Source organism: Chitinophaga niabensis (assembly GCF_039545795.1).
GTDB classification, from domain to species: Bacteria; Bacteroidota; Bacteroidia; order Chitinophagales; family Chitinophagaceae; genus Chitinophaga; species Chitinophaga niabensis_B.
Window position 1 is genome coordinate 6,694,663 of sequence record NZ_CP154260.1, and the last position, 24,961, is coordinate 6,719,623.

At 46.0% G+C, this 24,961-nt stretch carries 23 protein-coding genes; 12 read left to right on the plus strand and 11 right to left on the minus strand.

Features of this window, described 5'->3' with window-relative positions:
* Positions 1 to 75 precede the first annotated feature (75 nt).
* From AAHN97_RS26970 to fumC, 4 genes are all read left to right on the plus strand, one after another.
* A complete protein-coding gene (locus AAHN97_RS26970) occupies positions 76 to 495 on the plus strand; it encodes a cobalamin B12-binding domain-containing protein (RefSeq protein ID WP_343305178.1) in 420 nt (139 codons plus the stop codon).
* Between the two features lie 108 nt (positions 496 to 603).
* The gene (locus tag AAHN97_RS26975; protein WP_343305179.1) at positions 604 to 1,419 is read left to right on the plus strand and encodes a hypothetical protein; all 816 of its coding nucleotides are present in this window, start codon (positions 604 to 606) and stop codon (positions 1,417 to 1,419) included.
* Positions 1,420 to 1,532: 113 nt separating this feature from the next.
* A complete protein-coding gene (locus tag AAHN97_RS26980; RefSeq protein ID WP_343305180.1) occupies positions 1,533 to 2,309 on the plus strand; it encodes an enoyl-CoA hydratase/isomerase family protein in 777 nt (258 codons plus the stop codon).
* Between the two features lie 31 nt (positions 2,310 to 2,340).
* A complete protein-coding gene (gene fumC / locus AAHN97_RS26985) occupies positions 2,341 to 3,738 on the plus strand; it encodes a class II fumarate hydratase (protein ID WP_343305181.1) in 1,398 nt (465 codons plus the stop codon).
* Between the two features lie 131 nt (positions 3,739 to 3,869).
* On the opposite strand, the gene AAHN97_RS26990 is transcribed toward fumC, so the two are convergent.
* The 9 genes from AAHN97_RS26990 to AAHN97_RS27030 all read right to left on the minus strand — a co-directional run bounded on the left by AAHN97_RS26990 (position 3,870) and on the right by AAHN97_RS27030 (position 16,714).
* Positions 3,870 to 4,841, minus strand: a complete 972-nt coding sequence (locus AAHN97_RS26990) for a sulfite exporter TauE/SafE family protein (protein ID WP_343305182.1) — start codon at positions 4,839 to 4,841, stop codon at positions 3,870 to 3,872.
* A 207-nt stretch (positions 4,842 to 5,048) separates the two neighbouring features.
* Positions 5,049 to 7,913 carry a TonB-dependent receptor gene (locus AAHN97_RS26995; protein WP_343305183.1) on the minus strand — a complete coding sequence of 955 codons (2,865 nt, stop codon included), beginning with the start codon at positions 7,911 to 7,913 and terminating at the stop codon, positions 5,049 to 5,051.
* A 393-nt stretch (positions 7,914 to 8,306) separates the two neighbouring features.
* A complete protein-coding gene (locus tag AAHN97_RS27000) occupies positions 8,307 to 8,975 on the minus strand; it encodes a lipoprotein signal peptidase (protein ID WP_343305184.1) in 669 nt (222 codons plus the stop codon).
* A 66-nt stretch (positions 8,976 to 9,041) separates the two neighbouring features.
* On the minus strand, positions 9,042 to 11,531 hold the full coding sequence (locus AAHN97_RS27005) for a bifunctional UDP-N-acetylmuramoyl-tripeptide:D-alanyl-D-alanine ligase/alanine racemase (protein WP_343305185.1): 2,490 nt from the start codon (positions 11,529 to 11,531) through the stop codon (positions 9,042 to 9,044).
* Between the two features lie 67 nt (positions 11,532 to 11,598).
* Complete coding sequence (locus tag AAHN97_RS27010) at positions 11,599 to 12,549, minus strand: TerC/Alx family metal homeostasis membrane protein (RefSeq protein ID WP_343305186.1); 951 nt, start codon at positions 12,547 to 12,549, stop codon at positions 11,599 to 11,601.
* Positions 12,550 to 12,619: 70 nt separating this feature from the next.
* Positions 12,620 to 14,335: a gliding motility-associated ABC transporter substrate-binding protein GldG gene (gene gldG / locus AAHN97_RS27015; RefSeq protein WP_343305187.1), complete on the minus strand. Its 1,716-nt coding sequence runs from the start codon at positions 14,333 to 14,335 to the stop codon at positions 12,620 to 12,622.
* A gap of 2 nt (positions 14,336 to 14,337) precedes the next feature.
* Positions 14,338 to 15,075 (minus strand): gliding motility-associated ABC transporter permease subunit GldF, encoded by a 738-nt coding sequence (gene gldF / locus AAHN97_RS27020; RefSeq protein WP_343305188.1) that lies wholly within the window; start codon positions 15,073 to 15,075, stop codon positions 14,338 to 14,340.
* Positions 15,076 to 15,206: 131 nt separating this feature from the next.
* Complete coding sequence (locus AAHN97_RS27025) at positions 15,207 to 15,533, minus strand: HesB/IscA family protein (RefSeq protein WP_343305189.1); 327 nt, start codon at positions 15,531 to 15,533, stop codon at positions 15,207 to 15,209.
* 11 nt (positions 15,534 to 15,544) lie between these two features.
* Positions 15,545 to 16,714 (minus strand): IscS subfamily cysteine desulfurase, encoded by a 1,170-nt coding sequence (locus tag AAHN97_RS27030; RefSeq protein WP_343305190.1) that lies wholly within the window; start codon positions 16,712 to 16,714, stop codon positions 15,545 to 15,547.
* A 62-nt stretch (positions 16,715 to 16,776) separates the two neighbouring features.
* Between AAHN97_RS27030 and mce the strand changes: the two genes are divergently transcribed.
* Complete coding sequence (gene mce, locus AAHN97_RS27035; RefSeq protein WP_343305191.1) at positions 16,777 to 17,181, plus strand: methylmalonyl-CoA epimerase; 405 nt, start codon at positions 16,777 to 16,779, stop codon at positions 17,179 to 17,181.
* Positions 17,182 to 17,391: 210 nt separating this feature from the next.
* On the opposite strand, the gene AAHN97_RS27040 is transcribed toward mce, so the two are convergent.
* Positions 17,392 to 18,690, minus strand: a complete 1,299-nt coding sequence (locus AAHN97_RS27040; protein ID WP_343305192.1) for a UDP-N-acetylmuramoyl-tripeptide--D-alanyl-D-alanine ligase — start codon at positions 18,688 to 18,690, stop codon at positions 17,392 to 17,394.
* A 93-nt stretch (positions 18,691 to 18,783) separates the two neighbouring features.
* Between AAHN97_RS27040 and AAHN97_RS27045 the strand changes: the two genes are divergently transcribed.
* The 5 genes from AAHN97_RS27045 (at position 18,784) to apaG (ending at position 21,468) form a co-directional block, all read left to right on the plus strand.
* Positions 18,784 to 19,149 (plus strand): hypothetical protein, encoded by a 366-nt coding sequence (locus AAHN97_RS27045; RefSeq protein ID WP_343305193.1) that lies wholly within the window; start codon positions 18,784 to 18,786, stop codon positions 19,147 to 19,149.
* Positions 19,150 to 19,167: 18 nt separating this feature from the next.
* Positions 19,168 to 19,716: a YceI family protein gene (locus tag AAHN97_RS27050; protein WP_343305194.1), complete on the plus strand. Its 549-nt coding sequence runs from the start codon at positions 19,168 to 19,170 to the stop codon at positions 19,714 to 19,716.
* A 15-nt stretch (positions 19,717 to 19,731) separates the two neighbouring features.
* Positions 19,732 to 20,661 (plus strand): DUF5777 family beta-barrel protein, encoded by a 930-nt coding sequence (locus AAHN97_RS27055; protein ID WP_343305195.1) that lies wholly within the window; start codon positions 19,732 to 19,734, stop codon positions 20,659 to 20,661.
* 9 nt (positions 20,662 to 20,670) lie between these two features.
* Positions 20,671 to 20,997, plus strand: a complete 327-nt coding sequence (locus AAHN97_RS27060) for a DUF4157 domain-containing protein (RefSeq protein WP_343305196.1) — start codon at positions 20,671 to 20,673, stop codon at positions 20,995 to 20,997.
* An 84-nt stretch (positions 20,998 to 21,081) separates the two neighbouring features.
* A complete protein-coding gene (gene apaG, locus AAHN97_RS27065) occupies positions 21,082 to 21,468 on the plus strand; it encodes a Co2+/Mg2+ efflux protein ApaG (RefSeq protein WP_146859995.1) in 387 nt (128 codons plus the stop codon).
* Here apaG and AAHN97_RS27070 read toward each other — a convergent pair.
* Complete coding sequence (locus AAHN97_RS27070) at positions 21,465 to 22,493, minus strand: hypothetical protein (RefSeq protein ID WP_343305197.1); 1,029 nt, start codon at positions 22,491 to 22,493, stop codon at positions 21,465 to 21,467. The two genes, apaG and AAHN97_RS27070, sit on opposite strands and share 4 nt — an antisense overlap.
* Positions 22,494 to 22,513: 20 nt before the next feature.
* Between AAHN97_RS27070 and AAHN97_RS27075 the strand changes: the two genes are divergently transcribed.
* Positions 22,514 to 23,239 carry a porin family protein gene (locus tag AAHN97_RS27075; RefSeq protein WP_343305198.1) on the plus strand — a complete coding sequence of 242 codons (726 nt, stop codon included), beginning with the start codon at positions 22,514 to 22,516 and terminating at the stop codon, positions 23,237 to 23,239.
* Positions 23,240 to 23,268: 29 nt separating this feature from the next.
* Entirely contained in the window at positions 23,269 to 24,939 is a 1,671-nt protein-coding gene (locus AAHN97_RS27080) for an NAD+ synthase (protein ID WP_343305199.1), read from the plus strand.
* Positions 24,940 to 24,961 lie beyond the last annotated feature (22 nt).

Sequence of the window (24,961 nt, forward strand, 5' to 3'; positions counted from 1 at the left end):
GCTTTTGTTGTCTACCGGGAGCCCCTTGACCGCATCCAGCCGGAAATTCTTACATTTACGATCCAATCAGGTAATATGGTCAACCCGAATCAACGCCCCATCCGTGTATTGGTAGCCAAAGTAGGTCTGGATGGCCACGACCGCGGCGCCAAAGTGATAGCAGCAGCTCTCAGGGATGCAGGGATGGAAGTAATTTATACCGGCCTGCGCCAAACCCCGGAAATGGTGGTAAGCGCAGCCTTACAGGAAGATGTGGATGCCATTGGCATCAGCATCCTTTCCGGAGCACATATGACAGTTTTTCCAAAGATCATCCACCTCATGAAAGAAAAGGGGATGGACGATGTATTATTGACGGGCGGGGGGATCATTCCCGACCAGGATATGCAGGAATTATACGAAATGGGTGTGGGGAAACTCTTCCCTCCAGGTACCAATACCCAGGAAATTGCCAGCTACATCACAGGCTGGACAAAGGAACACAGGGAATTTTAACTTTTTTGAAACATTTTCAAAACCTGGTCGTCTTACTAAGAACGGCAGCATGCTCAAATGGGGTATTGCCCGCCTATTCCATTCTTAACCACGCAAAAGTTGAAATTTATGAAGGTTATCCGCTACACTATGCTCCTCCTCCTGTTAGCTATGACTACAGGTCTCCGTGCCCAGGATTCCACTGAGGCCGAACCCAAGAAGAAAATATCTTACCATTTCCATTTTTATTCAGCACCGCCCAAACCTGGTAAAGGATATGTGACCACAGGTGGTAACGGGGCGCTGCTTTCCTTCGCTAATATGAAGAATAACGGAGAGCATGTTCGCAACATCCCCCGTTTTACCCTGTTCTTCAATATCGGGCAGAACTATAACTATGATTTTTCCAGGAGCTTTGGGGTTTTCTCCGGGGTGAACATTAAGAATATCGGGCTGATCAGCAAACCCAACGATTCCGTGAAGCTGAAACAAAGGGTATATACCCTGGGTGTGCCATTAGGTTTTAAAGTAGGTGATCTGCGGAACGGCTTTTTCTTCTTTGCCGGTGGTGAGTATGACCTAGCCTTTAACTATAAAGAGAAATACTTCCTGCGCGGAGATAAGAAAAGCAAGTTTAATGAATGGTTCAGCGACCGTACGGACCTGCTGATGCCCTCTGTTTTTGCAGGTGTTCGTTTTAACCCGGGGTTTGGCGTGAAAGTGCAGTATTACCTGAACGACTTCTTCAATAAAGATTATACAGAAACAGTGAACGGGGTGAAAGAACAGCCGTATAAAGATATGAAGGCCAATATGCTGTTTGTAACGCTGAGTTACAACTTTGGCGGTTTCAAATGTGATTTCGGCAATCATCACCGCAGGGATAATAAAGACAGAAAAGGAACCAGGGTGATCATCGAAAAGAGAACGGTGACTGACAAATAAATAATGTTTCTATATTTATGATCTCAGGGGCGGCATGCAAATGCGGCCCCTTTTTCATTTCGGCACCTTGGGATTATGCGTTAATTTAGATGGAGATAAAAACGACTCATTATATGTATAAGACGCTGACCACAAATATCAAGGATGGTATCATGGAGATTGCCATCAATCGCCCGGACAAGCTGAATGCCCTCAACCAGGAGGTAATGAAGGAACTGGCCCTGGCCGTTGACGAAGTGTATAAAAATGAAGCGGTACGCAGTGCCATTATTACGGGAACTGGTCCCAAAGCTTTTGTAGCCGGGGCGGATATCAGTGAATTCCTGAGCCTGTCTACAGACCAGGGCGCCGATCTGGCCAAACTTGGGCATATGGTGTTTCAGCGGATAGAAGAAAGCCCTAAGCCCATAGCCGCCGCAGTAAACGGTTTTGCATTAGGGGGAGGATGTGAACTAGCCATGGCCTGTCATTTCCGAGTGGCAAGCGATAATGCAAAATTCGGGCAGCCGGAAGTGAACCTGGGTATTATTCCTGGTTATGGTGGCACACAAAGACTGGTACAACTGATCGGGAAAGGCAAAGCGATGGAATTAATGATGACGGCGGACCTGATCGGAGCGGAAGAGGCCAGACAGTTGGGATTGGCCAATCATGTGACCACACCTGAAGAGTTGTTGCCTAAAACCCGTTCCATCCTGCTGAAGATCCATGAAAAAGCACCGTTGGCCATTGCGAAAGTGATCAAGTGTGTGAATGCGAATTTCAAATTTGATGTGGATGGCTTTAAAACCGAGATCGCTGAGTTTGCAGGCTGTTTTGCCACGCAGGACCTGCAGGAAGGAGCCGCTGCTTTCATTGAGAAAAGGAAACCGGTTTTCAAAGGAGAATAATTGACTATTTTTGTGGCCTTAAAATTAAAACATGGACTATCGGATAGAGAAAGACACGATGGGAGAGGTGAAAGTACCCGCGAATGCATATTTCGGTGCTCAGACCCAACGCTCCATCGACAATTTCAAGATCGCACAGGACATCAACAAGATGCCTAAAGAGATCATAAAAGCTTTTGCATACCTGAAAAAAGCGGCTGCCCTCACTAACCTGGAAGCAGGTGTGCTGGCGAAAGAAAAGGCAGAACTGATAGGCAAAGCCTGCGATGAGATACTGGAAGGTAAACTGGACGCGGAATTCCCATTGGTGGTTTGGCAGACCGGTTCAGGTACCCAATCCAATATGAATGTAAATGAAGTGGTAGCCTATCGCGCACATGTGATCAATGGCGGCCAGCTCACAGATAAAGAAAAAGCCGTTCATCCGAACGATGATGTAAATAAATCCCAGTCTTCCAACGATACCTTCCCTACTGCTATGCACATTGCAGCGTATAAGATGTTGATGGAAGTAACGATCCCCGGCATTAAAAAACTGCGTGACACTTTGGCTAAGAAGTCAAAGGAGTTCATGCATGTGGTGAAGATCGGCCGCACCCACTTTATGGATGCTACCCCGCTCACCCTGGGTCAGGAGATCAGTGGTTATGTGTCTCAGCTGGACCATGGTTTACGTGCTATCAATAATACCCTGGCTCACCTGAGCGAACTGGCATTGGGTGGTACTGCTGTGGGTACAGGTATCAATACACCGGAAGGTTATTCTGAAAATGTAGCAAAGAAGATCGCGGAATTAACAGGCCTGCCTTTCATCACCGCAGAGAATAAATTTGAATCACTGGCTGCGCACGATGCAATTGTGGAAGCACATGGGGCTTTGAAAACAGTGGCCGTGAGCCTGATGAAGATTGCCAATGATATCAGGATGCTGAGCTCCGGCCCGCGTTCCGGTATTGGTGAACTGCACATCCCTGATAATGAACCCGGTTCTTCCATCATGCCAGGTAAAGTGAATCCAACACAGTGTGAAGCTTTAACCATGATTGCTGCACAGGTGATGGGTAATGACGTGGCCATCAGTGTAGGTGGTGCTACCGGCCATTTTGAACTGAACGTTTTCAAACCCATGATGATCTACAACTTCCTGCATTCTGCACGTTTGCTGGGTGATGGTTGTGTGAGTTTCAATGATAAATGCGCAGAAGGACTGGCGCCTATCGAAGCAAACATCAAAAAACATGTGGATAATTCCCTGATGCTGGTAACTTCTCTGAATACAAAGATCGGTTATTACAAAGCTGCTGAAATTGCACAGACAGCGCATAAGGAAGGTACTACCTTAAAAGAAATGGCAGTGAAGTTAGGTTATGTGACAGCGGAAGAGTTTGATGCATGGGTAGATCCCAGCAAGATGGTAGGAAAGATCTGAAATTGATATCTTATAAAATTAAAAGCGTCCATCATCATGATGGACGCTTTTTTTATGCAAGCAATTCTAAAACAGTTATGCGTTAATCGGTGATGGCATGTACTGCTATCTCTGTGCGGTAATGGGCTTTATCATTTCCAGAACACCAGTACAATTGTTCTGATGCTCATGGCTATCACCAGCACACCCACCATGATCATGAGGGGCTTCCGCTTCATTTTCTTTACCAGCACTGCGGCAAAAGGAGACGCGATCACACCACCCAGTATCAATCCAATGATCACCTGCCAGCTATCGACACCATTGAATAAAAGGAAAGTACCTGCGCTGGAAACAGAGATAAAAAACTCAGCAGCATTCACAGAACCGATGGTGTAGTTCACCGTGCGGCCTTTACTCAAAAGGGTAGAAGTAACAATAGGGCCCCAGCCGCCACCGCCAATTGCATCCATGAATCCGCCGAAGAAAGCCAGGGGCCCCAGTCTGCGGGTTTTGCTTTTGGGTCTGTTGCGCTGTAAAGCTTTACGTAAGATCAATACACCCAGGATCATGAGATAAGCACTCATAAAGGGTTTGATGACATTACCATCTATTTTTTCCGACAGGAGATAGGCACCTATTATGGCTCCGATCATACCCGGGATGAGTAAATGCAGGAATAATTTCTTGTTGACGTTACCCAGTTTGAAGTGTGCAATACCTGAAGCGCCGGTTGTAAAAACCTCTGCTACGTGTACACTGGTACTCGTCATAGCGGGTGATACACCCAAACCTAATAAGAGAGAAGAAGAAGTAGCTCCGTAAGCCATGCCCAGCGCACCATCTATCATCTGTGCCATAAGGCCCACTCCCATAAAGAAGAGGAGCTTTTCCGTAAATACGCTTTGTGTGAAACGGGCAATGCGTGTTTGCGCATCCTGGGAGATACCATAATTATAAGTGAAGTAGAGACCAACGGCCACCACCACTATAGAAATACCAATGACTGCCCAGATCCAGTGCTGCTTTTTATTGTCCTCATTTACGAGGTCAATCAGCACCTTCTGTGTTTCAACGGTAGCTACCCGTTGCTCAACCTTATCGATCACCTCGTTATGCGACATAAATTATAAAAGTAATATAGTCTACGGGAATTGTGGACTAAAAATAGGTTTAATCCCTGGTATATCCAAATATCTTGCAGCCCTTTTTAAAAATGACGGAGGCCTGCTGAAAGGGCCTCCGTCTGGTTGATAATGGTGGTCTTTGATCTGGGTTTCCATGGTTAGGATCCCGCTGGCCGCCATTGCTATTGGATAGCAGCAGGGCAATTATTTTGTGAGCAAACCTTCCACGGTGATGGCTGCATAGTACAATGCACCAATGTTTGGCCCGGCTGCATATTGAATGTACCTGTTATTGAGGAGGTTAGATCCGCCCAGTTTGACAGTTGATTTAAGTTTGGGAAAGCGGTAATTCACCTGTGCATCCACTGTACTGTATGCCGGTACATCTCCATTTGCCAGGGGGCTTTCCCAATAGAAGGTATTTTGCCATCTCCATACCACATTGAAACCGAAGTTTTTGAGCAACTCGCGGTTGCCGATGGAAATGTTGGATACCCAATCGGGGGTATTAAAGCCGGTAGCGAATACGTCTTTTTGTTTATTCTCTACAATGGCGTTATAATTCAGGTTACCTGCCACTGTCCATTTTTTATAGAAGTTATAGGTTAGACCAAGGGAGGCGCCATAGTTATCATATGTTTGTTTGGCGTTGGTATATACGCGATAGCGGGTTTGTTTGGTACGGTTTGCTGCCAGCATATCCATCACTGCTTCATCAGATCCTACCCTTCCGGTAGAGGGCACTGCTACTTCCACCTGGCCCAGGAAACCATCATAGCGGTTGTAGTATGCATCCGCATCTACCACAATTTTGTGGCCGAGCAATACACTACGGTAGCCTACTTCAAAGGAGTTGATCCTTTCAGGGCGGGTAGGGGAGAGATTGGTAACTTCCAGTAACGCTTTGTTTTTGATGGCTGCATTATTAGCAGTTAAACCATCTGCCACATCTTTATTCACCGCATTGTTGAAGGTATTGATGGAGGCGAGGGTGTAGGAATTTTCCAGGTAACCCAGGCCTTCATTGATATAAGCAAGACCGCCCACCCTTCTAACGTTTCCGTTATTTACGAAAGACAATGCTTCAAACAATGCAGGGAAGCGGAAACCATTCTGCCAGGATGCACGGAAATTATATTTCTCTGCAGCGGTATATACCACAGCGATCCTTGGATTGATCTTGGGATCGAACTCCGTATTATGATCCAGGCGGATGGATCCCACCAGCTTCAGTTTTTCATTAAAGAAGGTTTTGCTGACCTGTGCAAAGCCGCCATATTTTTTATAGTATACATTTTTGCCACCTGGTTCTGTACGTTTATCCGGTGGTTTGCTGAAATCCACGAAGTTGTTACCATCAGGAATTACTTCATAGATGCGGCCATCCAAACCTACGAGCAGGTTGAAGATGTTCACTCTCTTGCTGAGGTCCCATTGTGCATCCACATGATATACGCGGCTATGCTGATCCAGCCAGGCGCCGCCGGTTGCAGGAGCTCCTGCTACAGCACTTGCGTGGTCCCAGTTATTGATGCCGATGATAGTGTTTTTCAGCGCATTGAATTCAGGGGTGCCGGGTTGTACCCTTCCCTGATCTGCTACACCACGGGCGAGGCGCATAGCTTCTGCGAGTTCTGTTCCTGCATTGATCTCTGTTTGCAGTTTAGCCCTGAAAGCATCTCTCCAGGCATTGTTGGATTTATTGGTGAGATCAAGATTATCCGTGAGTGGTTTCAGGTTATAAGAGTTGCCTGTATTTTCAAGGGAGATATATCCACGGATGAAATAATCAGCGCCTTTTAATTCCAGTTTGTGATTCTGTACTACCACATCGTTCAGCTGGATCTTGTTACCGCGTTGGAAAAGGCCATCCATCTGGCCACGGCGGTAAGTGTAGGAGAGTTCTGCTTTAGAACCTAATCTCCAATATAAGCCCGCATCAAATTTGATGTTTTCAACGATGGGGTTTGCGAGATCTTTTTCCCAGTAACCGGTACGGCGTACATTGAAGGTTTCTGTTTTGCCATTCAGTTGTACAGCTACAGAAACGTTGTTGTTATTTTCATCGCCATATTTATTCCATGCATCGTATGCAGGATTATTAGCGGCACCATTCAATGCAGGGAAGCGGGAGTTGGCTGCAGCATTCTGGTCTGTTGCTGTACTGGCACGCCAGTCAGTTCCGCGGAGGTAACTTACATTCACTTTGAATGCAAAGCGATCGCGGAAAGATTGTGCATAACGGATAGCCGTTTCAGTTAGTACACTGGGATCTGCATCAATACCATCCACATGGTTCACACCTATTTTCTGATATACGCTGAGGCCTTTATAGAGGAAAGGACTTTTAGTCTGAAGGTTGGCCATACCATTGATGGCGTTCATACCATACAAAGCAGAAGCTGCGCCGGGTGTAATTTCCACGCTGGCAATATCCAGTTCTGTGGGCCCGATGGCATTACCTAATGGAACGCCTAAAGTAGCAGCCTGCATATCCACACCATCTACCAGTTGCATGAACCGGAAGTTGTTGGGGATGTTGAAACCACGTGTATTGGGTACTTTGAAGGTGAGGCTGGAAGTGGTCATCTGCACACCTTTCACATTTTCCAATGCATCATAGAAGCTGGGAGCGGGTGATTCTTTGATGGTGCGGATGTCCAGTTTCTCAATGGCTACTGGTGATCTGAGTGCCTGTTCTTCCACGCGGGAAGCGGTTACTACCACCTCTTTACCAAGAAGGGTTTGTGTAGCCAGGGAGATATCTAAACGGGAAGTGGTGTTTTTGACTTCAAACTCCTGGGAAGAGAAACCCAGGCTGGAGAACACCAGGGTGAATGGGAATTTCAGCCTGGTTTTAAGGGTGAAAACACCCTTACTGTCTGTTGTGGTGCCGGAAATGGTGCCTTTGATCTGGATGCTTACACCAGGAAGGGTTTCTCCGGTATTCTGGTCTTTTACCTGGCCGGTGATCTGTACGATGCTGCTTTCCTGCGCAAAAGCTGCTGCAGTGAAGAGTAAGAGGGATAATAGTAAGGTAGATCTAAGGGTATAACTACTCATTTTCATGAAACTTATATTGATGATATTATATACAATAATACTATTAGTCTATAGAATTAGTGGACAAATGTAAAATGAGAATACGAAATTTGCAAGTTTTTCTATACAAGATGTTAAAACGTAGATTGGTGGCTTGTTTTGCGGTGCGGGATTTTAGCAGCGGAGGTGCTTGATAAGCTGAATAGCGAGTTAAAGATGCAGGGAGTGACACAACGGCGGCTGAAGAAAGAACAAATGACGGCTACCAAATGATCCTTTCAAAAATCAGGGGCGGAAAACCGTCAGCAGAAACAGGCAGTGTAAAAGGGGAACTGTTGCTAAATAAGGAAATGAAAGCCTTTGATAAGAAATACCCGATACCACAAAAAAAGGCGCTCGTTAAAGCGCCTCTCTGTATAATTACATTACCTGTTGCCGATCGTCTACTACGGCGCCGGTTTCAATGGAAGGCGCGGTGTCATCTGCTTTTTTATGCAGGAATCTTTTCTGGAAGAGCAGGATGGTGATCACTCCTACGGAGATGGCAGCATCTGCTATATTAAATACCGGGCGGAAAAAGATGAAATGTTCACCCCCCCAGAAGGGTACCCATTTAGGGAAAGTACCGTCAAAAATGGGGAAATAGAGCATATCTACCACATTACCATGGAGGAAAGTGCCATAACCACCACCGGCAGGCAGGAATTGAGCTAATTCGTAACGGGTACTTTCTGAAAATATCAGGCCGTAGAACATACTATCTATCAGGTTTCCGGCAGCTCCGGCGAGGATCAGCGCACCACAGATCAGCAGACCTTTGTGATATTGCTCTTTCACCAATTTTTTCATGTAGATGAAACCCAGTACCACAGCTACCAGGCGGAAGAGGGTAAGCGCAATTTTGCCAAATTCTCCACCAAACTTCAGGCCATAGGCCATTCCTTCATTTTCGATGAAATGAATGTAGAAAAAATTGGGTATAACAGCGAATTGCTCCGCAATGGTCATATTGGTTTTGATCCAAAACTTCAACACCTGGTCTACCAGAAGGATCAGTACTACGATAAAGACAACGTGACGGTATTTCAAAATTTTTCGTTTTCTCAAAAATAATGTATTATTTGAAAGATGATAACAGTAACATGTTATGATTTTTTATTCCTGGAAATACACTCTTTTCACCCTTTGTGAAATTCCGGTAAGTATTTCGTAAGGAATAGTATCAGCCCATTTGGCCAATTGCTGTACGGTGAGTTCTTCACCAAACACGATCACTTCATCACCTTCCTGAACATCAGCGATATGTGTAACATCCAGCATTAACATATCCATGGCCACCACGCCAATAACAGGGGCTAACTTTGTGCGGATCATCATTTTACCGTTTCCGTTACCCAGCTTCCTGTCGTACCCATCTGCATAGCCTATACGAACGGTGGCGATCAGGGAAGGAACTTTTGCTTTCCATTTTCCGCCATATCCCACAGTATCCCCTGCCGGTATACGTTTGAGCTGTGCCACGGTGGTTTTGAGGGTGCTGACATTCCGCAGTTTATCCTGGAAAGCTGTGCTATCTACACCATACATGCCAATACCCAGCCTCACCATATCCAGCTGCAGATCCGGGTGGCGATGGATAGCCGCGCTGTTGGCAATATGGCGGATCACGGCATAGCCCAGCTGCTGCTGCAATAATGCGCTCATTTGCGTGAAAAGCTGTGCCTGCTTACGCGTAAAGGCATCCATGGCAGGGTCTTCACTTCCTGCAAGGTGACTGAAAATGGATTGTACTTTGAATAAGCCGTCTTCCTTCAACCGGATGGCCAGCTGATCCAGGTCTGCCTGTTCAAATCCAAGGCGGTGCATGCCTGTATCCAGTTTAATGTGTACCGGATAATCTGTTTTATTCGCATACCGAACTACTTCCTCAAATTGTTCGAGGATGTGCATGGAATATAATTCAGGTTCCAGGTTCCATTGCAGGATAGCATCAAAAGTGCTGGGCTCCGGATTCATTACCATAATAGGCAGGGTAATTCCTGCCCGGCGGAGTTCCACACCTTCGTCTGCATACGCCACTGCGAGGTAATCTACGCCGTGGAACTGCAGCAGGCTTGCAATCTCAAAACTTCCGCTGCCATAGGAGAATGCTTTTACCATAGCCATTAACTTAATACCGGGTTTTAATAAAGCCTGGTATTGTTTCACGTTATGGGCAATAGCACTCAGATTTATTTCGAGGATGGTTTGATGTGCTTTTTGTTCCAGTAATTTACCGATGCGCTCAAACTTGAACACCCGTGCGCCTTTCACGAGAATGGATTCATTCTGGAAATCTGCAGGGTTCACTTCTTTCAGGAAATCTTCCGTGGTAGGATAGAAGTTGCTCTTTATTTTAGAGAAGCTTTGTTTTTCCCGGGAAATATTTTTGCCAATGCCGATCAGTTTCTGAATGCCTTTCTTTTCCAGCATGCCGGCTACTTCCTCATACAGGGAGCCTTCGCTTTTTCCGCTTTGCAAAATATCACTGAGGATCACGGTGCGTTGCGGATGCTGACGTTGCTGTTGCAGGAATTCGAGGGCAATGGCCAGGGAGCCAAGGTCAGAATTGTAACTGTCGTTAATGATGGTGCTGTTGTTGATGCCCTGTTTCATTTCCAGGCGCATAGCAATATTGCCCAGGAGGTTCATGCGTTCCTGGATCACTGCCTGTGATTTACCCAGGTAGAGCATGAGTGCCCAGCAATGAATGGCATTTTCAATAGAGCCTTCATCTACAAAAGGGATGCGGATGAAGAGTGGCTCCTGTTTGTACAATGCATCTATGCGGGTATGATTATCATTTTTGTCGACACCAATGATCCGGAGATCTGCATCTGTTTTGCGGCTCCAGGTAAGGAGCTGCAGATCATTATCAATTTCCCTTTTCCCAACGAGGTTATGGAAATTGTTCACGCATTCATTCAGGGCCAGGTAATCTTTGCAGTAAATGAGCACATCACTCTTCATAAAGAGGATGAGTTTTTCATTCACCTTTTGCCGGATGTTGAGGAAGCCTTCATTATGTGCTTCGCCGATATTGGTGAAAATACCAATGGTGGGACGGATGATCTTTTCGAGGTTCACCATTTCACCGGGTTGGGAAATGCCTGCTTCAAAAATGGCCATCTGGTTCTCCGGTTTCATTTGCCACACGGAGAGTGGTACGCCGATCTGCGAGTTATAACTTTTAGGGCTGCGTACGATGTTATAATCTTTTTCCAGTAACTGGAACAGCCATTCTTTTACGATGGTTTTACCGTTACTGCCTGTGATACCTATTACCGGTATCTGGAATTGATGGCGGTGATAAGCTACCAACGTATGCAGTGCCTGGAGAGAATTCTTCACCAGGATGATGTTGGCTTTTGGAAATTGGGCAGTGGACATAGGTTCACTGACCACGAAATTACTGACACCTTTCTGGTACATTTCTTCTATGTACTGATGGGCATTTCGTCTTTCGCTAACAAGGGGGATGAACAATGAGGTTTCTGGAATAAGCAATTTGCGACTGTCCAGCAAAATTTGTTCTATCTCCGCATTCCCGGTCTGTTGCAGCAATTCCCCCTTAAGGATCTTGCTGATACTTTCTGCTGTATACAACTTTATATGGTTTTTTATATAAAAGGAAAGCGTTCAGGGACTCTACTCCTGAACGCTTTCGGATCAACTATTTTTCGAACTCGCCCTCAGGCTTAACAGGTAATTTTTTGTCGTTGTAAATAGAGTAGATGATGGAACCTGTCAGGCAGGCTATGATCACTACCAACGATACCCATACGGGCAATTTGAAATGCCAGATCTCTGCGAGCATCTTTAAACCGATGAACACCAGTACGATGGCGATACCTTGTTGCAGGTAATCGAACTTATCCACTGCACCACGCAGCAGGAAGAACAATGAGCGTAAACCCAGTACGGCAAAGATGTTGGAAGTATACACCACCAGTGGTTCTTTTGAGATCGCAAAAACCGCGGGGATGGAATCCAGTGCAAAGATGATATCTGTTACGGCCAGCATTACTACCACTACTGAAAGTGTGGTGAGGTATACTTTGCCGCTATGTTTAATGGTGAATCTGCCATTCGGTTCCTGGTGAGAGATACGCATGTACTTCTGCATGAAGCGGTAGGCAAAGTTTTCTTCCGGTTTGAATTCTTCGTGTTGGTCTACGATGAACATTTTAACACCTGTGTAGATCAGGATGGCACCGAATACATAGAGTATCCAGCCGAACTGTGCGATCAGGGCCACACCTACGGTAATAAAGATGGCGCGGAAAACAATGGCCATGAGGATACCGATCAGCAGTACCCGGGCATAACTTGTTTCCTTGATCTTGAAGAAACCGAAAATGAGGATGAACACAAAGATGTTGTCGATAGACAACGACCATTCCATTAAGTAGGCGCTGAGATATTCAACCGCTAAGCGGCTGCCATCTTCATACCATATAAATGCGAAGAAGCCAAGTGACAGGGCAACCCAGAATGAAGTTTGGATTAATGCCTTTTTAATGGAGATTATTTCTCCTTTTTTACTCAGCAATCCAAGGTCGAAAATAAGGGCCAAGACGATAACAATACCAAAAACGATGTACGTCCATTGTTGCGATGTCATGAAAGGAGGAAAATTTATTGAACTGCAAAGATAATATATTATAACGTCCTTTTCCGGGGAAAACGGGTGTTTATGCTGCGTAACGGCGTTGGCGGATGAATTGGAACACCATAGCAAAGAGCAATATAGCCCCTATGGGCACTATAAAGGCAATCAGTTGCCATTTGGTCCTGTCCTTTTTAATCTTCTCCGTATCCAACAACCGGAGCGTCAGTTCTTTATTCCGGGTATCCATAATGGGTGTTTTGCTGGTGAGGTACTCCATACTGTTGAGGAAAAACTCTTTATTGGCAAACACATATTGCGGATTAAACTCATTAACACCCATCTGCATGGGACCATTCTTCTGGGAGAAAGCATTGAAAATAACATCTGCATCACTCACTACGATCATCCGGTTAACAGTATCGGCTATTCCTTTGAAAGGCACGCCGGATAAGCCTCGTATCGCTTGTTGTTCTCCAATGCTCAAACGGTGATTGAAAAGAGAGGGGAAACGGCCTTCCAGCAGAACGGCTGTAGGGATGTTCCGCATGCGGTATTCCCTTGGATTGGGCTGCTGCTGTACACTTTCGAGGCTGATCTCTACCGGTGCGTTCACTGTTTTGCTGTGTGCAGAAGAAGTCAGCAGTACGGTTTTTTTGATGTTCTCGTCTTTAATAAGATCTATTGAGTTCGCAAAACGGCTCATCACCAGGTCGAGGTTTTTGACGATGGGATGTGCGTTAGTGGAAGCCAGCAGCGGAAAATACGGGAAGGGAATGGGCTGGATCTGTGGTTTGTCACCAATATTACCAACAACCAGCGGAATCATGTCGCTCTGCAGATCCATTACCAGGTCCAGGTTTACACGTACACCGTATTTGAAGAGAAGGTCTTCCAGCTTCAGGTCACGGGGTAAAGCCATAAAACTTCTGCCCCTTAAACTATCTGTGGCAGCAGTAAGGTTATCGAGGAACCAGATCACTTTGCCGCCGTTCATAACATACTGGTCTATTTTCAGTTTATCCTGATCTGTAAAACTTTCCAGGGGGCGGGCAAAAAGGATGGCGGCAAATTCCCGGGTGATAAAGGGAGTAGTTTTCAGGTTGATGGTATCTACCTGGTAGATCTCGTGGAGGGTTTTGAGAGCATCGTACACATTACTGCCTTCCGGTTCTCCATGCCCCAGCATATAGCCTACCAGCGGGCGTTCCGGCTGTTGCAACTGGTAAATGGCATGTGCGAATTTATATTCCAGTAATGCTTCAGAGCTATTGAGCGCCTGCATGGGATCCAGGCCGCCCTGGCTTTTGAGCAGGTTGATGCCATTTTCCTGGCCTTTATAAGTTAACAGTGCTCCGGGAAAAATAAGCCGCTCTGCATAAGCATCCTTGCTATCTTCCTGTACCTGTAAATTGAAAGGGAGTATGCCTTTGGACATCAATGTATCCTGGTAACGCATGCGCATAGAGTCCGGCAGTTCCGTTCCGGGGTTCACGAAAGAAAAGCGGATATTATTACCACCGTACTGCTGAAATTCCTCCAGCAATTCGCGGGTAGCATCTGCCAGCTGGCGAAAACCGGCGGGATAATTTCCTTTGAGATATACTTCTATGGTAACCGGTGCATCCAGGTTTTTCAGCAGTGCGCGGGTGGAAGGGGCAAGGGTGTAACGTTTTTCAGCTGTAAGGTCCCAGCGGCCATGAAAATAAGAAGCCGCAATATTCACTGCTATCAGTAATGCCACGATACCCAGGGTACGTTGCAGGTATTTCTTTCGTTTATCCGTTCTTGTTGCTTCCATAATTATCCCTGCCATATTTTGCGTTCCAGCGAAATTTTAGTCAGATAGAGCATCAGCCCCGTTACGCTTAAGAAGTAAATGATGTCTCTGCTATCTATTACCCCACGGCTGATGGAGTTATAATGATAGCGGATACCGGCCATTTGCAGATAATAATCTGCTCCGCCGCTGAAGACGGGTACTTTGCTTAACGCGTCAAAACCATTATAGAATATATAACAGGTGAAAATAGCTACAAGGAAAGCGATCACGGCATTGCTGGTAATGGAGGACGCCCAGATGCCGATGGCAGTAAAAGTGCTGCCGAGCAGGAACAGCCCTATGTAAGAACCGATAATGCTGCCATTATCCAAACCGGTATTGGAAACGGAAAGTTGCGCCATGGCTACATAGTAAACCAGGGTGGGCAATAATGCAATGAGTACGATCAGCACGGCGGCCCAGAATTTACCCCAAACGATCTGCCACCAGGTAATGGGTTTGGTGCTGAGCAGTTCCATGGTGCCGGTTTTGAACTCGTCCGCCAGGCTCCGCATGGTAATAGCGGGTATCAGCAAGAGGAATATCATGGGGGCCAGCTCAAAAAGGCCGTCCAGATTGGCATAACCGGCATCCAGCAAACTGGTTTCCGGGAATACGAAGAGGAAGAGGCCATTGGCGAGCAGGAACAGGATAACGGCCAGGTAGCCGGTGATACTGCTGAAAAACTGATGTATCTCTTTTTTAAATATTGCTAACATAAGGCGGTCAATGCAGCAAATATAATGGCCGTCAGGGAGAAAATTATGTTAAAGAAAAAATATATTCAATGGAAAAGCCGCCCGGAAAGTATCCAGGCGGCTTTATTTAAATAAAATGTATGCTACAAAAACTATACTGCGAAGCTCTCTCCGCATCCACAGGTGCGGCTGGCGTTAGGGTTATTGAAATAAAACCCTTTACCATTGAGGCCATCAGAGAATTCCAGGGTGGTGTTGCAGAGGTACAGGAAGCTTTTCAGGTCTGTTACCACTTTAATGCCTTTATCTTCAAAAACCTGGTCTTTAGGCTTGGTTTCACTATCGAAATCCAGTTTATAGCTAAGGCCGGAGCAACCTCCGCCTACTACGGAAACACGCAGGAAGGAATCTGATGCCAGTGTACCTTCTGCCCTGAGCGCTTCTACTTTTTCCTTTGCTTTATCGCTTATGAAAATCATGTCTTCTCCATTTAACTATTTAACGAACTCAATTCTCTTAAAGTATGTACGGTGTCTGTCACTACCCGGATGGCAAAATCCACTTCTTCTTCCGTAGTGAACCTGCCTACAGCAAAACGTAGCGAAGAGTGTGCCAGATCATCGCTCAGCCCCATTGCTTTCAGCACATAACTGGGTTCTGCAGTAGCTGAAGTGCAAGCTGAGCCTGAAGATACGGCAATTTGCCTGTTAAAACCCATCATCAGGCCGTTGGCATCTGCATATTTGAATGAAATATTGCAGACATGTGGCAATCTGTGGGTGATGGACCCGTTTGTATGGGTTTCTTCGAGCGCCAGCAGGGCTTTTTCCAGTTTGTCCCGCAGGGCAGAAAGCCTTTTCCTTTCGGCTGCCATTTCGGCACCTGCCAGTTCACAGGCTTTGCCAAGCCCTACAATCCCCGGAACATTCAAAGTGCCGGAGCGCATGCCTCTTTCGTGACCTCCGCCATCCTGCTGGGCGATTAATTTCACCCTGGGCTGTTTCCGGCGAACATATAAAGCACCCACTCCTTTGGGACCATAGAGTTTGTGGGCAGATAATGCTAACAGATCAATATAGTCCTCCAGCACATTTACGGGGATCTTGCCAATAGCCTGTGTAGCATCCGTCAGGAACAGCACATCCCGTTTTTTAGCAATGGCGCCAATTTCACGAATGGGATGGATCACCCCTGTTTCGTTATTAGCATACATCACGGCAATGAGGATGGTTTGTTCTGTGATGGCAGCTTCCAGGGCTTGCAGGTCAGGCATGCCCTGATGATCTACCGGGAGGTAAGTTACCGCAGCGCCTTGCTTTTCAAGGTGTTTGCAGGTATCCAGCACAGCTTTGTGCTCGGTTTCTGTTGTGATAATATGGTTGCCCTTGCTGCCATATGTCTCAAATACCCCTTTGATGGCCAGATTCACAGATTCCGTGGCACCGGAGGTGAAAACGATCTCTGTTTTATCTGCTCCGATCAGCGTGGCTACCTGTTCCCGGGCTACATCCACTGCTTCTTCCGCAGACCAGCCAAAGCTATGATTGCGACTCGCCGCATTGCCAAAATGTGCTGTAAAGTAAGGGATCATAGCTTCCAGTACCCTTGGGTCGCAAGGAGTGGTAGCGTTATAATCCAGGTATACAGGCAATTTCAGCATACTGCAAAATTACGATATAAGTTCTACTTTTGGGGCTCTCTATAAGCCCATCAATAATAGCTATGTTAAAAGTGGAACACATCGGGATTGCTGTAAAATCGCTTACTGCTTCCATCCCGCTCTTCGAAAAACTGCTGAACACCCCTTGTTATAAAAAAGAAGAAGTAAGTTCAGAAGGCGTGACCACAGCCTTTTTTCAGCAGGGAGAAACCAAGATAGAATTGCTGGAATCAATGAAGGAGGACAGTGCTATTGCAAAATTCCTGGAGAAGAAAGGAGAGGGCATTCATCACATTGCTTTTGAAGTAGCTGATATTCATGCGGAAATGAAAAGGCTGGAAGGAGAAGGTTTTGAGCTGATCCATAAAGTACCCAAACAGGGGGCAGACAACAAACTGGTTTGCTTCTTACACCCAAAGAACACAAATGGTGTACTGGTAGAACTTACACAGGAAATTCAGCTGTGATAATCAGGCAGTTGAACTTTAATTCCTAAAAAATCGCTTTCTGTTTAAACCTTTTTACTTTGGTACATGTTGTATTAGAGTAAGTAGGGAAACTTACTTCATTTAGAGAAAAGAATGCAAGGCCTCAGGGCTTTTAAAATACTCTAAAGTTGGCATAGGTTATGAAAACCTGTGGGTTTTTTAACTCGCAGGTTTATTTTTTCAGCCCCTTTAAGATTCCGGTAAAACCTTTTCCATTCCTACACTTCGGGACCCTTTCACTAAGAAATAAGTGTTCTCAAGACCCTGTTGGCGCACCCATTTTTTGGCCTCTTCTGCATTTTGCAGGAAGATATAGGGATGGTTCACTTTGGCAAAATCACCATCTACTAATATCACAGCTTTCCAGTGCGTACGTTGTAACTGATCTACCAGTGCCTGGTGTTCTTTCAGGCTATCTTCTCCCAATTCTTTCATAGCGCCCAGCAGAAGTACTTTCTGCTCAGCATGGATGCCTGCAAAGTTTTCAATGGCAGCTTTCATGCTGGATGGGTTTGCATTGTAAGCATCCATGATAAATACATTACTGCCGCGATGCACCACCTGTGAGCGGTTATTGGAGGGGATATACCCTTCAATCACTGTTTTGATCTTCTCTGCGGGCACCTTGAAATATAAGCCAATGGCAATAGCTGCCATTACATTCGGGAAGTTATAATCTCCCACCAGGTGGGTGCTGATATGCCCTGTTTCCGTTGTTTCCAGTTCCAGGAAAGCTTTTCCTGGAATGGGTTTGCCGGTATAATCCGCTTTCCCCTGGCCATAGGTGATAATATTGCCGATGCCTTTACTCATGTCCAGCAAATAATCATAATCGCTGCAAACAAAAGCAGTACCACCGGTTTCTCTCAGGTGATCATATAATTCCCCTTTGGCAATGCGCACACCCGCTTCTCCACCAAAGCCTTCCAGGTGGGCTTTCCCAACATTGGTGATAAGGCCGAAGGTCGGAAGTGCAACGGTGCAATACCCTGCAATTTCCCGTTGGTGGTTGGCGCCCATTTCAATAACGGCCATTTCTGCATCCTGGGGGATGCTGAGGATGGTTAAGGGCACGCCTATATGATTATTGAGATTGCCTACGGTGGCACAGGTACGGTATTGTGCTCCCAGAACGGTACGCACCATTTCTTTCGTAGTGGTTTTACCGTTAGTGCCGGTAATGGCAATAAAAGGAATATTAAATTGTTGCCGGTGATGCAGGGCCAGTTCCTGCAGGGTTTGCAGTACATCATTTACCAGCAGCATCTTCTCCGGGTCTGTATGAAAGGCCGGATCATCTATTACTGCATAAGCAGCCCCGGCAGCCAATGCCGCTGCTGCATATTGGTTACCATTGAAGTTAGGTCCGCGTAATGCAAAGAAAAGATCGCCCGGTTGTAATTTACGGGTATCTGTTTGCACGTTGGGGTGCTTTAAGTAAACCTGGTATAACTGTTCAATATTCACGGCCGGTATGTTTGACAGCAAAAATAATTATTATCTTTCGTGAAAGGCAACCGTTCCCTATATAGTTGCGTATTTAAATCCATGAAAACCTGTAATTCACCAACTCAACAGTCTATGAAACAATTATTGACCGGCCTGGTTTTTATTTTCTGCATCGGTTGTACTTCAGAAAAGGGGCCTGCTCCTGCGAGCACTTCAGTGGACTGCAATACCGCGGTGATCACCAGTGCCCGTATGTATGCCATCATACAGGAGAACTGTACCAACCGTGCCTGCCATCCCGGATCCGGATCACCTGTGGTAGCTGATTTTTCTACCCTTGCCAAATTAAAAACTTACGTCAACGGTAATGAGGCCATGTTCCGTCTGCGGGTAACTGGTCCCAATGCGGATATGCCACAAGTGATGGCCTATCCTGCACTTTCGCGTGCTACCAGGGATTCCATTGCCTGCTGGATAGGAAAAGGCATGCCCGATTGATGAACCAAACCAAGCTGTATGAAACAATTATTATTCCTGAGCACCTTTTTGCTGAGCTGCCTGGCGGGCATAGGGCAGGAGGTCTATTCCTGCAAAGCACCCAAGCTCAGCTTCTTTTCCAGCGCACCGCTGGAAAATATCAGCGCTTCCAGCGAACGGGGTGTTTCTGCCATTAATATTAAAACAAAGGCGATCTATTTTAAAGTACCCATGAATACTTTTCAATTTAAGAAAGCCCTTATGCAGGAACACTTCAATGAGAACTATGTAGAAAGTGAAAAGTACCCTTTCGCTGAATACAAAGGCAAGTTTGCAGAAGACGTGGATTTTTCAAAGAACGGCACTTATCCAGTAACCGTGGAAGGCGTGCTGAGCCTGCATGGTGTGGAAAAATCCTATAAAGGAAAGGGCACCATCACCGTAAGGGATGGAAAGTTCAATGTGAACTCCAAATTCAATGTTACGGTGGCTGATCATAAGATCAAGATCCCCAGCCTGGTAGTGAAGAACATTGCCGAGGTAGTAGAAGTTACGGTGAATGCCGATTATCAACCAGTTACTAAATAAATTCAAACCAACAATATGTTGCAGATCCGCATGCTCACAGCCCTTTTGCTCGTAGCGCCGGCAGTTATGGCGCAGGACGATCTTAGTAAGATGTTCGGAAAAGATTCCGTTAGCAAAGGCCCCGTGATAGCTACATTCAAGAGCACCCGTATTATCAATGGCCAGTCCAACGAAACCCTTAAAAAAGGAGAACTGGATTTCCGCGTGGCACACCGTTTTGGTGATCTGGGCGGGGATGCGGGAGGTTCCAAAACCTTCTTTGGAATAGATAATTCTACGGACATCCGCATTGCTTTTGAGTATGGAATTACCGATCGTCTCATGGTTGGGCTTAGCCGTGCCAAGGGAAGTGGTAATTTTTCCCAGCTATATGAAGGGCTGGCCAAGTTCAAAATTTTACAGCAAACCCTGGATAACCGTATTCCATTGGGCATCACCGTTTTCGGAAATGCCGTAGTGACCTCTATGAAGAGCAGTACGGTAGAATCCGATGCCGCTTATTTTGATAATTTCAGCAGCCGTATGAGCTATACAGGGCAGGTGATCCTTTCCCGCAAATTCGGCAACATCCTGTCTCTCGCAGTGCTGCCTACTTATATTCACCGTAACCGGGTAGTGCATATGGATGTGAATGATATGTTTGCAGTAGGTGTGGGAGGGCGTTTACGCTTTTCCAAACGAATGGCGCTGGTGGTAGATTACTTCCTGCCGTTCCGCGAGCAGGCCAGCAAAGATTACTTTGAGGGCCGAGGGGTTAAATTCTATAACCCATTGGGTGTAGGATTGGAGATCGAAACCGGCGGACACGTGTTCAGCGTGAATTTCACCAATTCTACCGCCATCCTGGAGAATCAATTCATCCCGGAAACCACCTCTACCTGGCTGGAAGGTCAGTTCAGATGGGGATTCAATATTTCCCGCCGTTTTTCTCTGGGTGGGAAGTAAATTGCAGGAATGGATACCATTCGCTGCCGGATCAAAGAAAATTCAACTATAGCCCGGATAGCCGCCTGGAGGATGAAAAGCCCCAGGATGGCTATCGTTTTTGGGCATGTGATCCATTTATACGGCGTAAGCCGGGAACAATTCCTGGCCCATACCGGATGGGTACGGCATGAGGTTTGCCATGTAAAACAATACAGGGAAAATGGCTTTTGGGGCTTTTTATGGCAGTATGTGCTGGACTGGATGAGGGTAGGATATCATGCCAATCGCTTTGAAAAGGCCGCCAGGCTTGCGGAGAGCAATGTTCAGGAACTGGACGGCGTAGAAATAACCTAAAGATTCGTTAAAACGAAACCCTTAGTGGAAAAAAAAGTTACAACGCGGTTATTTTCCTTATTTTTACGTTAAAGGTTGATCATTATGGTAAAGAAAGTCACCGAAGGCATTACCATCAGCGTGGAAACGTTTTACCAACCTGATTATTCCAATCCTATAGGCAGCGAGTTTATGTTTGCTTACCGGATCACTATAGAGAATAACAATACGTTTCCGATCAAGCTGTTGAGACGCCACTGGTATATCATCGACTCAAATGGCTCCCACCGGGAAGTGGAGGGAGAAGGTGTTGTAGGGGTTCAACCGCTGCTTGCACCATCAGAAAGCTATCAGTATGTTTCAGGTTCCAACCTGCGTACAGAGATCGGCAAAATGTATGGTACCTATCAAATGGAAAACCAGCTGAATAAGAAATTATTCGAAGTAAAGATCCCGGAATTCCAGATGGTAGTTCCCTTCAAAATGAACTAAGGCCTGTATTTCGCCTCATTGAATATTTGTATCACATCCTTCGTACCTAATAGCTTCTCCAGCGTTACATCAGGATGTTTTTCCATGAACTTTTTTACAATGCGGTATCCTGTGAATGCTCCGATCTGACCCGGAACTTCTCCTGGCAATCCCTGTGTAGATGGCCCTTCTGCGGTATAACGCACCACATCCTGCCAGTCACCTGAATACAATAATTTATTCTGCACAAAATGCTGCCAGATCATCTGTTCATTCTCTTTACAGTATTTCAGCTGCTCTTTCGTGTAGCCCAGCCTGATATATTCCGGTACCTCCGGTAATACTTTCTCCAGAAAATACTGCTGCTTGCCAAGGTCTATGAAACGCTCTATAAGTTTTACATTTTCATCGCGCAGGGGGTAATAGTTCTGCTGTAATACCTTCATTACATTGGTGGTGATATACTCCGGCGTGAACTTTCTGATCACATAATCAGGATAATCTGGCAACATACGGTAAACCGGGAAATCTGCGCCCATGTGCATATCCAGCCCAATGGCCAATATTGAATCCACTGTAAAGGCTGCATAATTGCCGATGGCTGAAATAAAGCTGATCACCTTTGGTGCATGAAAAGCAGGGAGATAATATTTAGTAAGGCGGAAAGCCTGTGTGAGGTCTTTTTCCAGTGGTTTGATATCTGCAAAATGTGCTTCCACGGAATCCTGCAGCCCCCGGAAGTCTTTGTTGGTAAGGAATTGATGCATCTGCGGCTCCAGCAGCAGATTGGTATCTGCCAGTGCCCCGAAGTTCATGATCTCTTTGATATAAACAGGCATGAAATCAGGATAGGTGCTATCCAGCAATTTTATACCGGCCAAAACGTTATTGGTATCAATGCGGAAAAGCTGCTTGTCGAATCTATCTATAGTAACATTGATGGGAATATGACTGACATCGGGAACTTTCACGCCTGTACTGCAACCGGATAACAGCAACACCACTAAAATGCTACGCAGGATATTATTATTCGAGTAATTTTGCATCGCCTGTTAAATCTTTAGAAATGGTAAAAATATTGAATAAGAACGTATTATTGAAATCTTTGATCTTCGTATTTACCTGTTTAGCCCCTGGCATGCAGGCAAATGCACAAACATTCAGTGACCGTGTTTCCGGGGATATCGGCCGCAAGGTACGTTTTGGCTTTAAGATCGATCCGGGCGTTTCTATCATGCGCCCGCAGGAAAACGGTATAGAACGCAACGGGGGTAAATTTTATTTCAGCTATGGAGTAATGGCAGACTTCTTCCTGGATGAATCAGGCAATTATGCAATCGCTTCCGGTCTGCAGATCAGCCACATGGGGAGTGTATTGATGTACGATGCCGGCAAAGGACTTGATAAATTCAAAACAGCCCCTACTGAATACGACCTTCGTTTACAATATGTGGAAGTGCCTTTTGCCCTGAAACTTAAAACCAACACCAGTTCAGGTATAGGCATCTGGGGCCAGTTCGGTGGTTTTGCCGGTTTCCCTGTAAGAGCAAGGGCCAATGTGATCAGCGGCCTGCAGAAATTTGATAAAGAAAATGTACTACGTGATATCACCCCAATAAATGCCGGCCTGCTTTTAGGCGCTGGTATTGAATATCCGCTCACGGAAACACTCACGGGTATTGTTGGCTTCAACTTCCAGAACGGCTTTGTGGATGCCACAAAGAATGGCAAATGGGACGATGGTAAAGTAAACATCAACAGTTTCATATTACGTTTAGGGGTTTATTTTTAACCGTACCTTTGCAGTGTAAAAATGAACGGATGAATATCTTTTTAGCCCAGCAGAACTACCACATCGGGAATTTTGAAGCGAATACAGCAAAGATCATTACTGCCATTAAAGCGGCAGAGCAGCAGGGGGCAGACCTTGTAGTGTTCTCTGAATTGTGTGTATGTGGTTATCCGCCGAGGGATTTCCTGGAGTTTGAGGATTTCATTGCAAAGAGTTATGCCGCTATAGACGAGATCAAAGCACATACTACCAAAACCGCCGTATTGGTAGGGGCACCACACAGAAACCCAGTGCGGGAAGGAAAAGACCTCTTCAATGCAGCATGGTTCCTTTATGAAGGAGAAGTGAAACAGATCATTCACAAAACTTTACTGCCTACCTACGATGTATTTGATGAACACCGCTATTTTGAACCTGCATATGAATGGAATGTAGTGCCTTTCAAAGGAAAGAGACTGGCGGTTACTGTTTGTGAAGATATCTGGAACCTCGGCAACAACCCATTATACCGTGTTTGCCCTATGGACCGGCTGATGGAACAGTCGCCCGATGTAATGCTGAACCTCTCTGCCTCTCCCTTCGATTATGATCATGATGAAAGCCGGAAAGAGATCATCCGCGAGAATGTGCGCAAGTACCGTTTGCCCATGTACTATTGTAATACTGTGGGTTCGCAGACGGAGATTGTGTTTGACGGAGGATCGCTGATCTTTGACGGGCAGGGTAATATCGTAAAAGAGCTGCCTTATTTTGAAGAAGCGATGGCAGGTGTGGACCTGGATACACTGGCAAAAGCAGACCTGGCCACAGCTGTGCCTTTCCATGGAACTTCAGATATCACCGCACTGGAATTTGATCATAATATCCACCGCATCCATGATGCGATTGTGTTAGGTATAAAGGATTATTTCGGGAAGATGGGCTTCAAACAAGCTATCCTGGGTTCTTCCGGAGGAATAGACAGCGCTGTAACATTAGCCCTGGCAGTCACTGCTTTGGGTAAAGACAATGTAAGGGCTGTTGCTATGCCTTCTCCCTATTCAACAGAACATTCCGTAGATGATGCCGTTGCGCTCTCCAAAAACCTGGAGAACCCTTTTGACATCATCCGCATCAACAATATTTACGAAACCTTCCTGGATACGCTGGACCCCTTCTTCCATGGCCTGCCTTTTAATGTGGCGGAAGAGAATACCCAGTCCCGCATCCGCGGAAACCTGCTGATGGCTTTGTCTAACAAGTTCGGCTATATCCTGTTGAACACTTCCAATAAAAGTGAACTGAGCACAGGTTATGGTACACTGTACGGAGATATGGCAGGAGGCCTTTCCGTACTCGGCGATGTCTACAAGATGCAGGTATATGCCCTCGCAACATACATCAACCGGGATAAGGAGATCATCCCCCATAACATTATTCACAAAGCCCCTTCCGCAGAGCTCAGGCCCAATCAGAAAGATAGCGACAGCCTGCCGGATTATGCGGTGCTGGACAAGATCCTGTACCAGTATATAGAACGCCGCCAGGGACCCCGGGAGATCATTGAACAGGGCTTCGATGCTGCACTGGTGGCCCGTACCCTGAAGATGGTGAATACCAATGAATACAAACGCAACCAATTCTGCCCCATTATCCGCGTGTCTTCCAAAGCCTTTGGTGTAGGGCGCCGTGTACCGATCGTAGGGAAATATTTGAGTTAAAGTTATCTTTGTCCAAATCCAA

Coding starts and splice junctions, on each gene's coding strand:
- mce (WP_343305191.1), top strand. CDS start 16,777: ATGTTAAAAGTGGAACACATCGGGATTGCTGTAAAATCGCTTACTGCT.
- AAHN97_RS27030 (WP_343305190.1), bottom strand. CDS start 16,714: ATGCTGAAATTGCCTGTATACCTGGATTATAACGCTACCACTCCTTGC.
- AAHN97_RS27050 (WP_343305194.1), top strand. CDS start 19,168: ATGAAACAATTATTATTCCTGAGCACCTTTTTGCTGAGCTGCCTGGCG.
- AAHN97_RS27055 (WP_343305195.1), top strand. CDS start 19,732: ATGTTGCAGATCCGCATGCTCACAGCCCTTTTGCTCGTAGCGCCGGCA.
- AAHN97_RS27010 (WP_343305186.1), bottom strand. CDS start 12,549: ATGACATCGCAACAATGGACGTACATCGTTTTTGGTATTGTTATCGTC.
- AAHN97_RS26980 (WP_343305180.1), top strand. CDS start 1,533: ATGTATAAGACGCTGACCACAAATATCAAGGATGGTATCATGGAGATT.
- fumC (WP_343305181.1), top strand. CDS start 2,341: ATGGACTATCGGATAGAGAAAGACACGATGGGAGAGGTGAAAGTACCC.
- AAHN97_RS27070 (WP_343305197.1), bottom strand. CDS start 22,493: ATGCAAAATTACTCGAATAATAATATCCTGCGTAGCATTTTAGTGGTG.
- gldG (WP_343305187.1), bottom strand. CDS start 14,335: ATGGAAGCAACAAGAACGGATAAACGAAAGAAATACCTGCAACGTACC.
- AAHN97_RS27080 (WP_343305199.1), top strand. CDS start 23,269: ATGAATATCTTTTTAGCCCAGCAGAACTACCACATCGGGAATTTTGAA.
- AAHN97_RS27025 (WP_343305189.1), bottom strand. CDS start 15,533: ATGATTTTCATAAGCGATAAAGCAAAGGAAAAAGTAGAAGCGCTCAGG.
- AAHN97_RS27045 (WP_343305193.1), top strand. CDS start 18,784: ATGAAACAATTATTGACCGGCCTGGTTTTTATTTTCTGCATCGGTTGT.
- AAHN97_RS26975 (WP_343305179.1), top strand. CDS start 604: ATGAAGGTTATCCGCTACACTATGCTCCTCCTCCTGTTAGCTATGACT.
- AAHN97_RS26970 (WP_343305178.1), top strand. CDS start 76: ATGGTCAACCCGAATCAACGCCCCATCCGTGTATTGGTAGCCAAAGTA.
- AAHN97_RS26995 (WP_343305183.1), bottom strand. CDS start 7,913: ATGAAAATGAGTAGTTATACCCTTAGATCTACCTTACTATTATCCCTC.
- AAHN97_RS27075 (WP_343305198.1), top strand. CDS start 22,514: ATGGTAAAAATATTGAATAAGAACGTATTATTGAAATCTTTGATCTTC.
- apaG (WP_146859995.1), top strand. CDS start 21,082: ATGGTAAAGAAAGTCACCGAAGGCATTACCATCAGCGTGGAAACGTTT.
- AAHN97_RS26990 (WP_343305182.1), bottom strand. CDS start 4,841: ATGTCGCATAACGAGGTGATCGATAAGGTTGAGCAACGGGTAGCTACC.
- gldF (WP_343305188.1), bottom strand. CDS start 15,075: ATGTTAGCAATATTTAAAAAAGAGATACATCAGTTTTTCAGCAGTATC.
- AAHN97_RS27060 (WP_343305196.1), top strand. CDS start 20,671: ATGGATACCATTCGCTGCCGGATCAAAGAAAATTCAACTATAGCCCGG.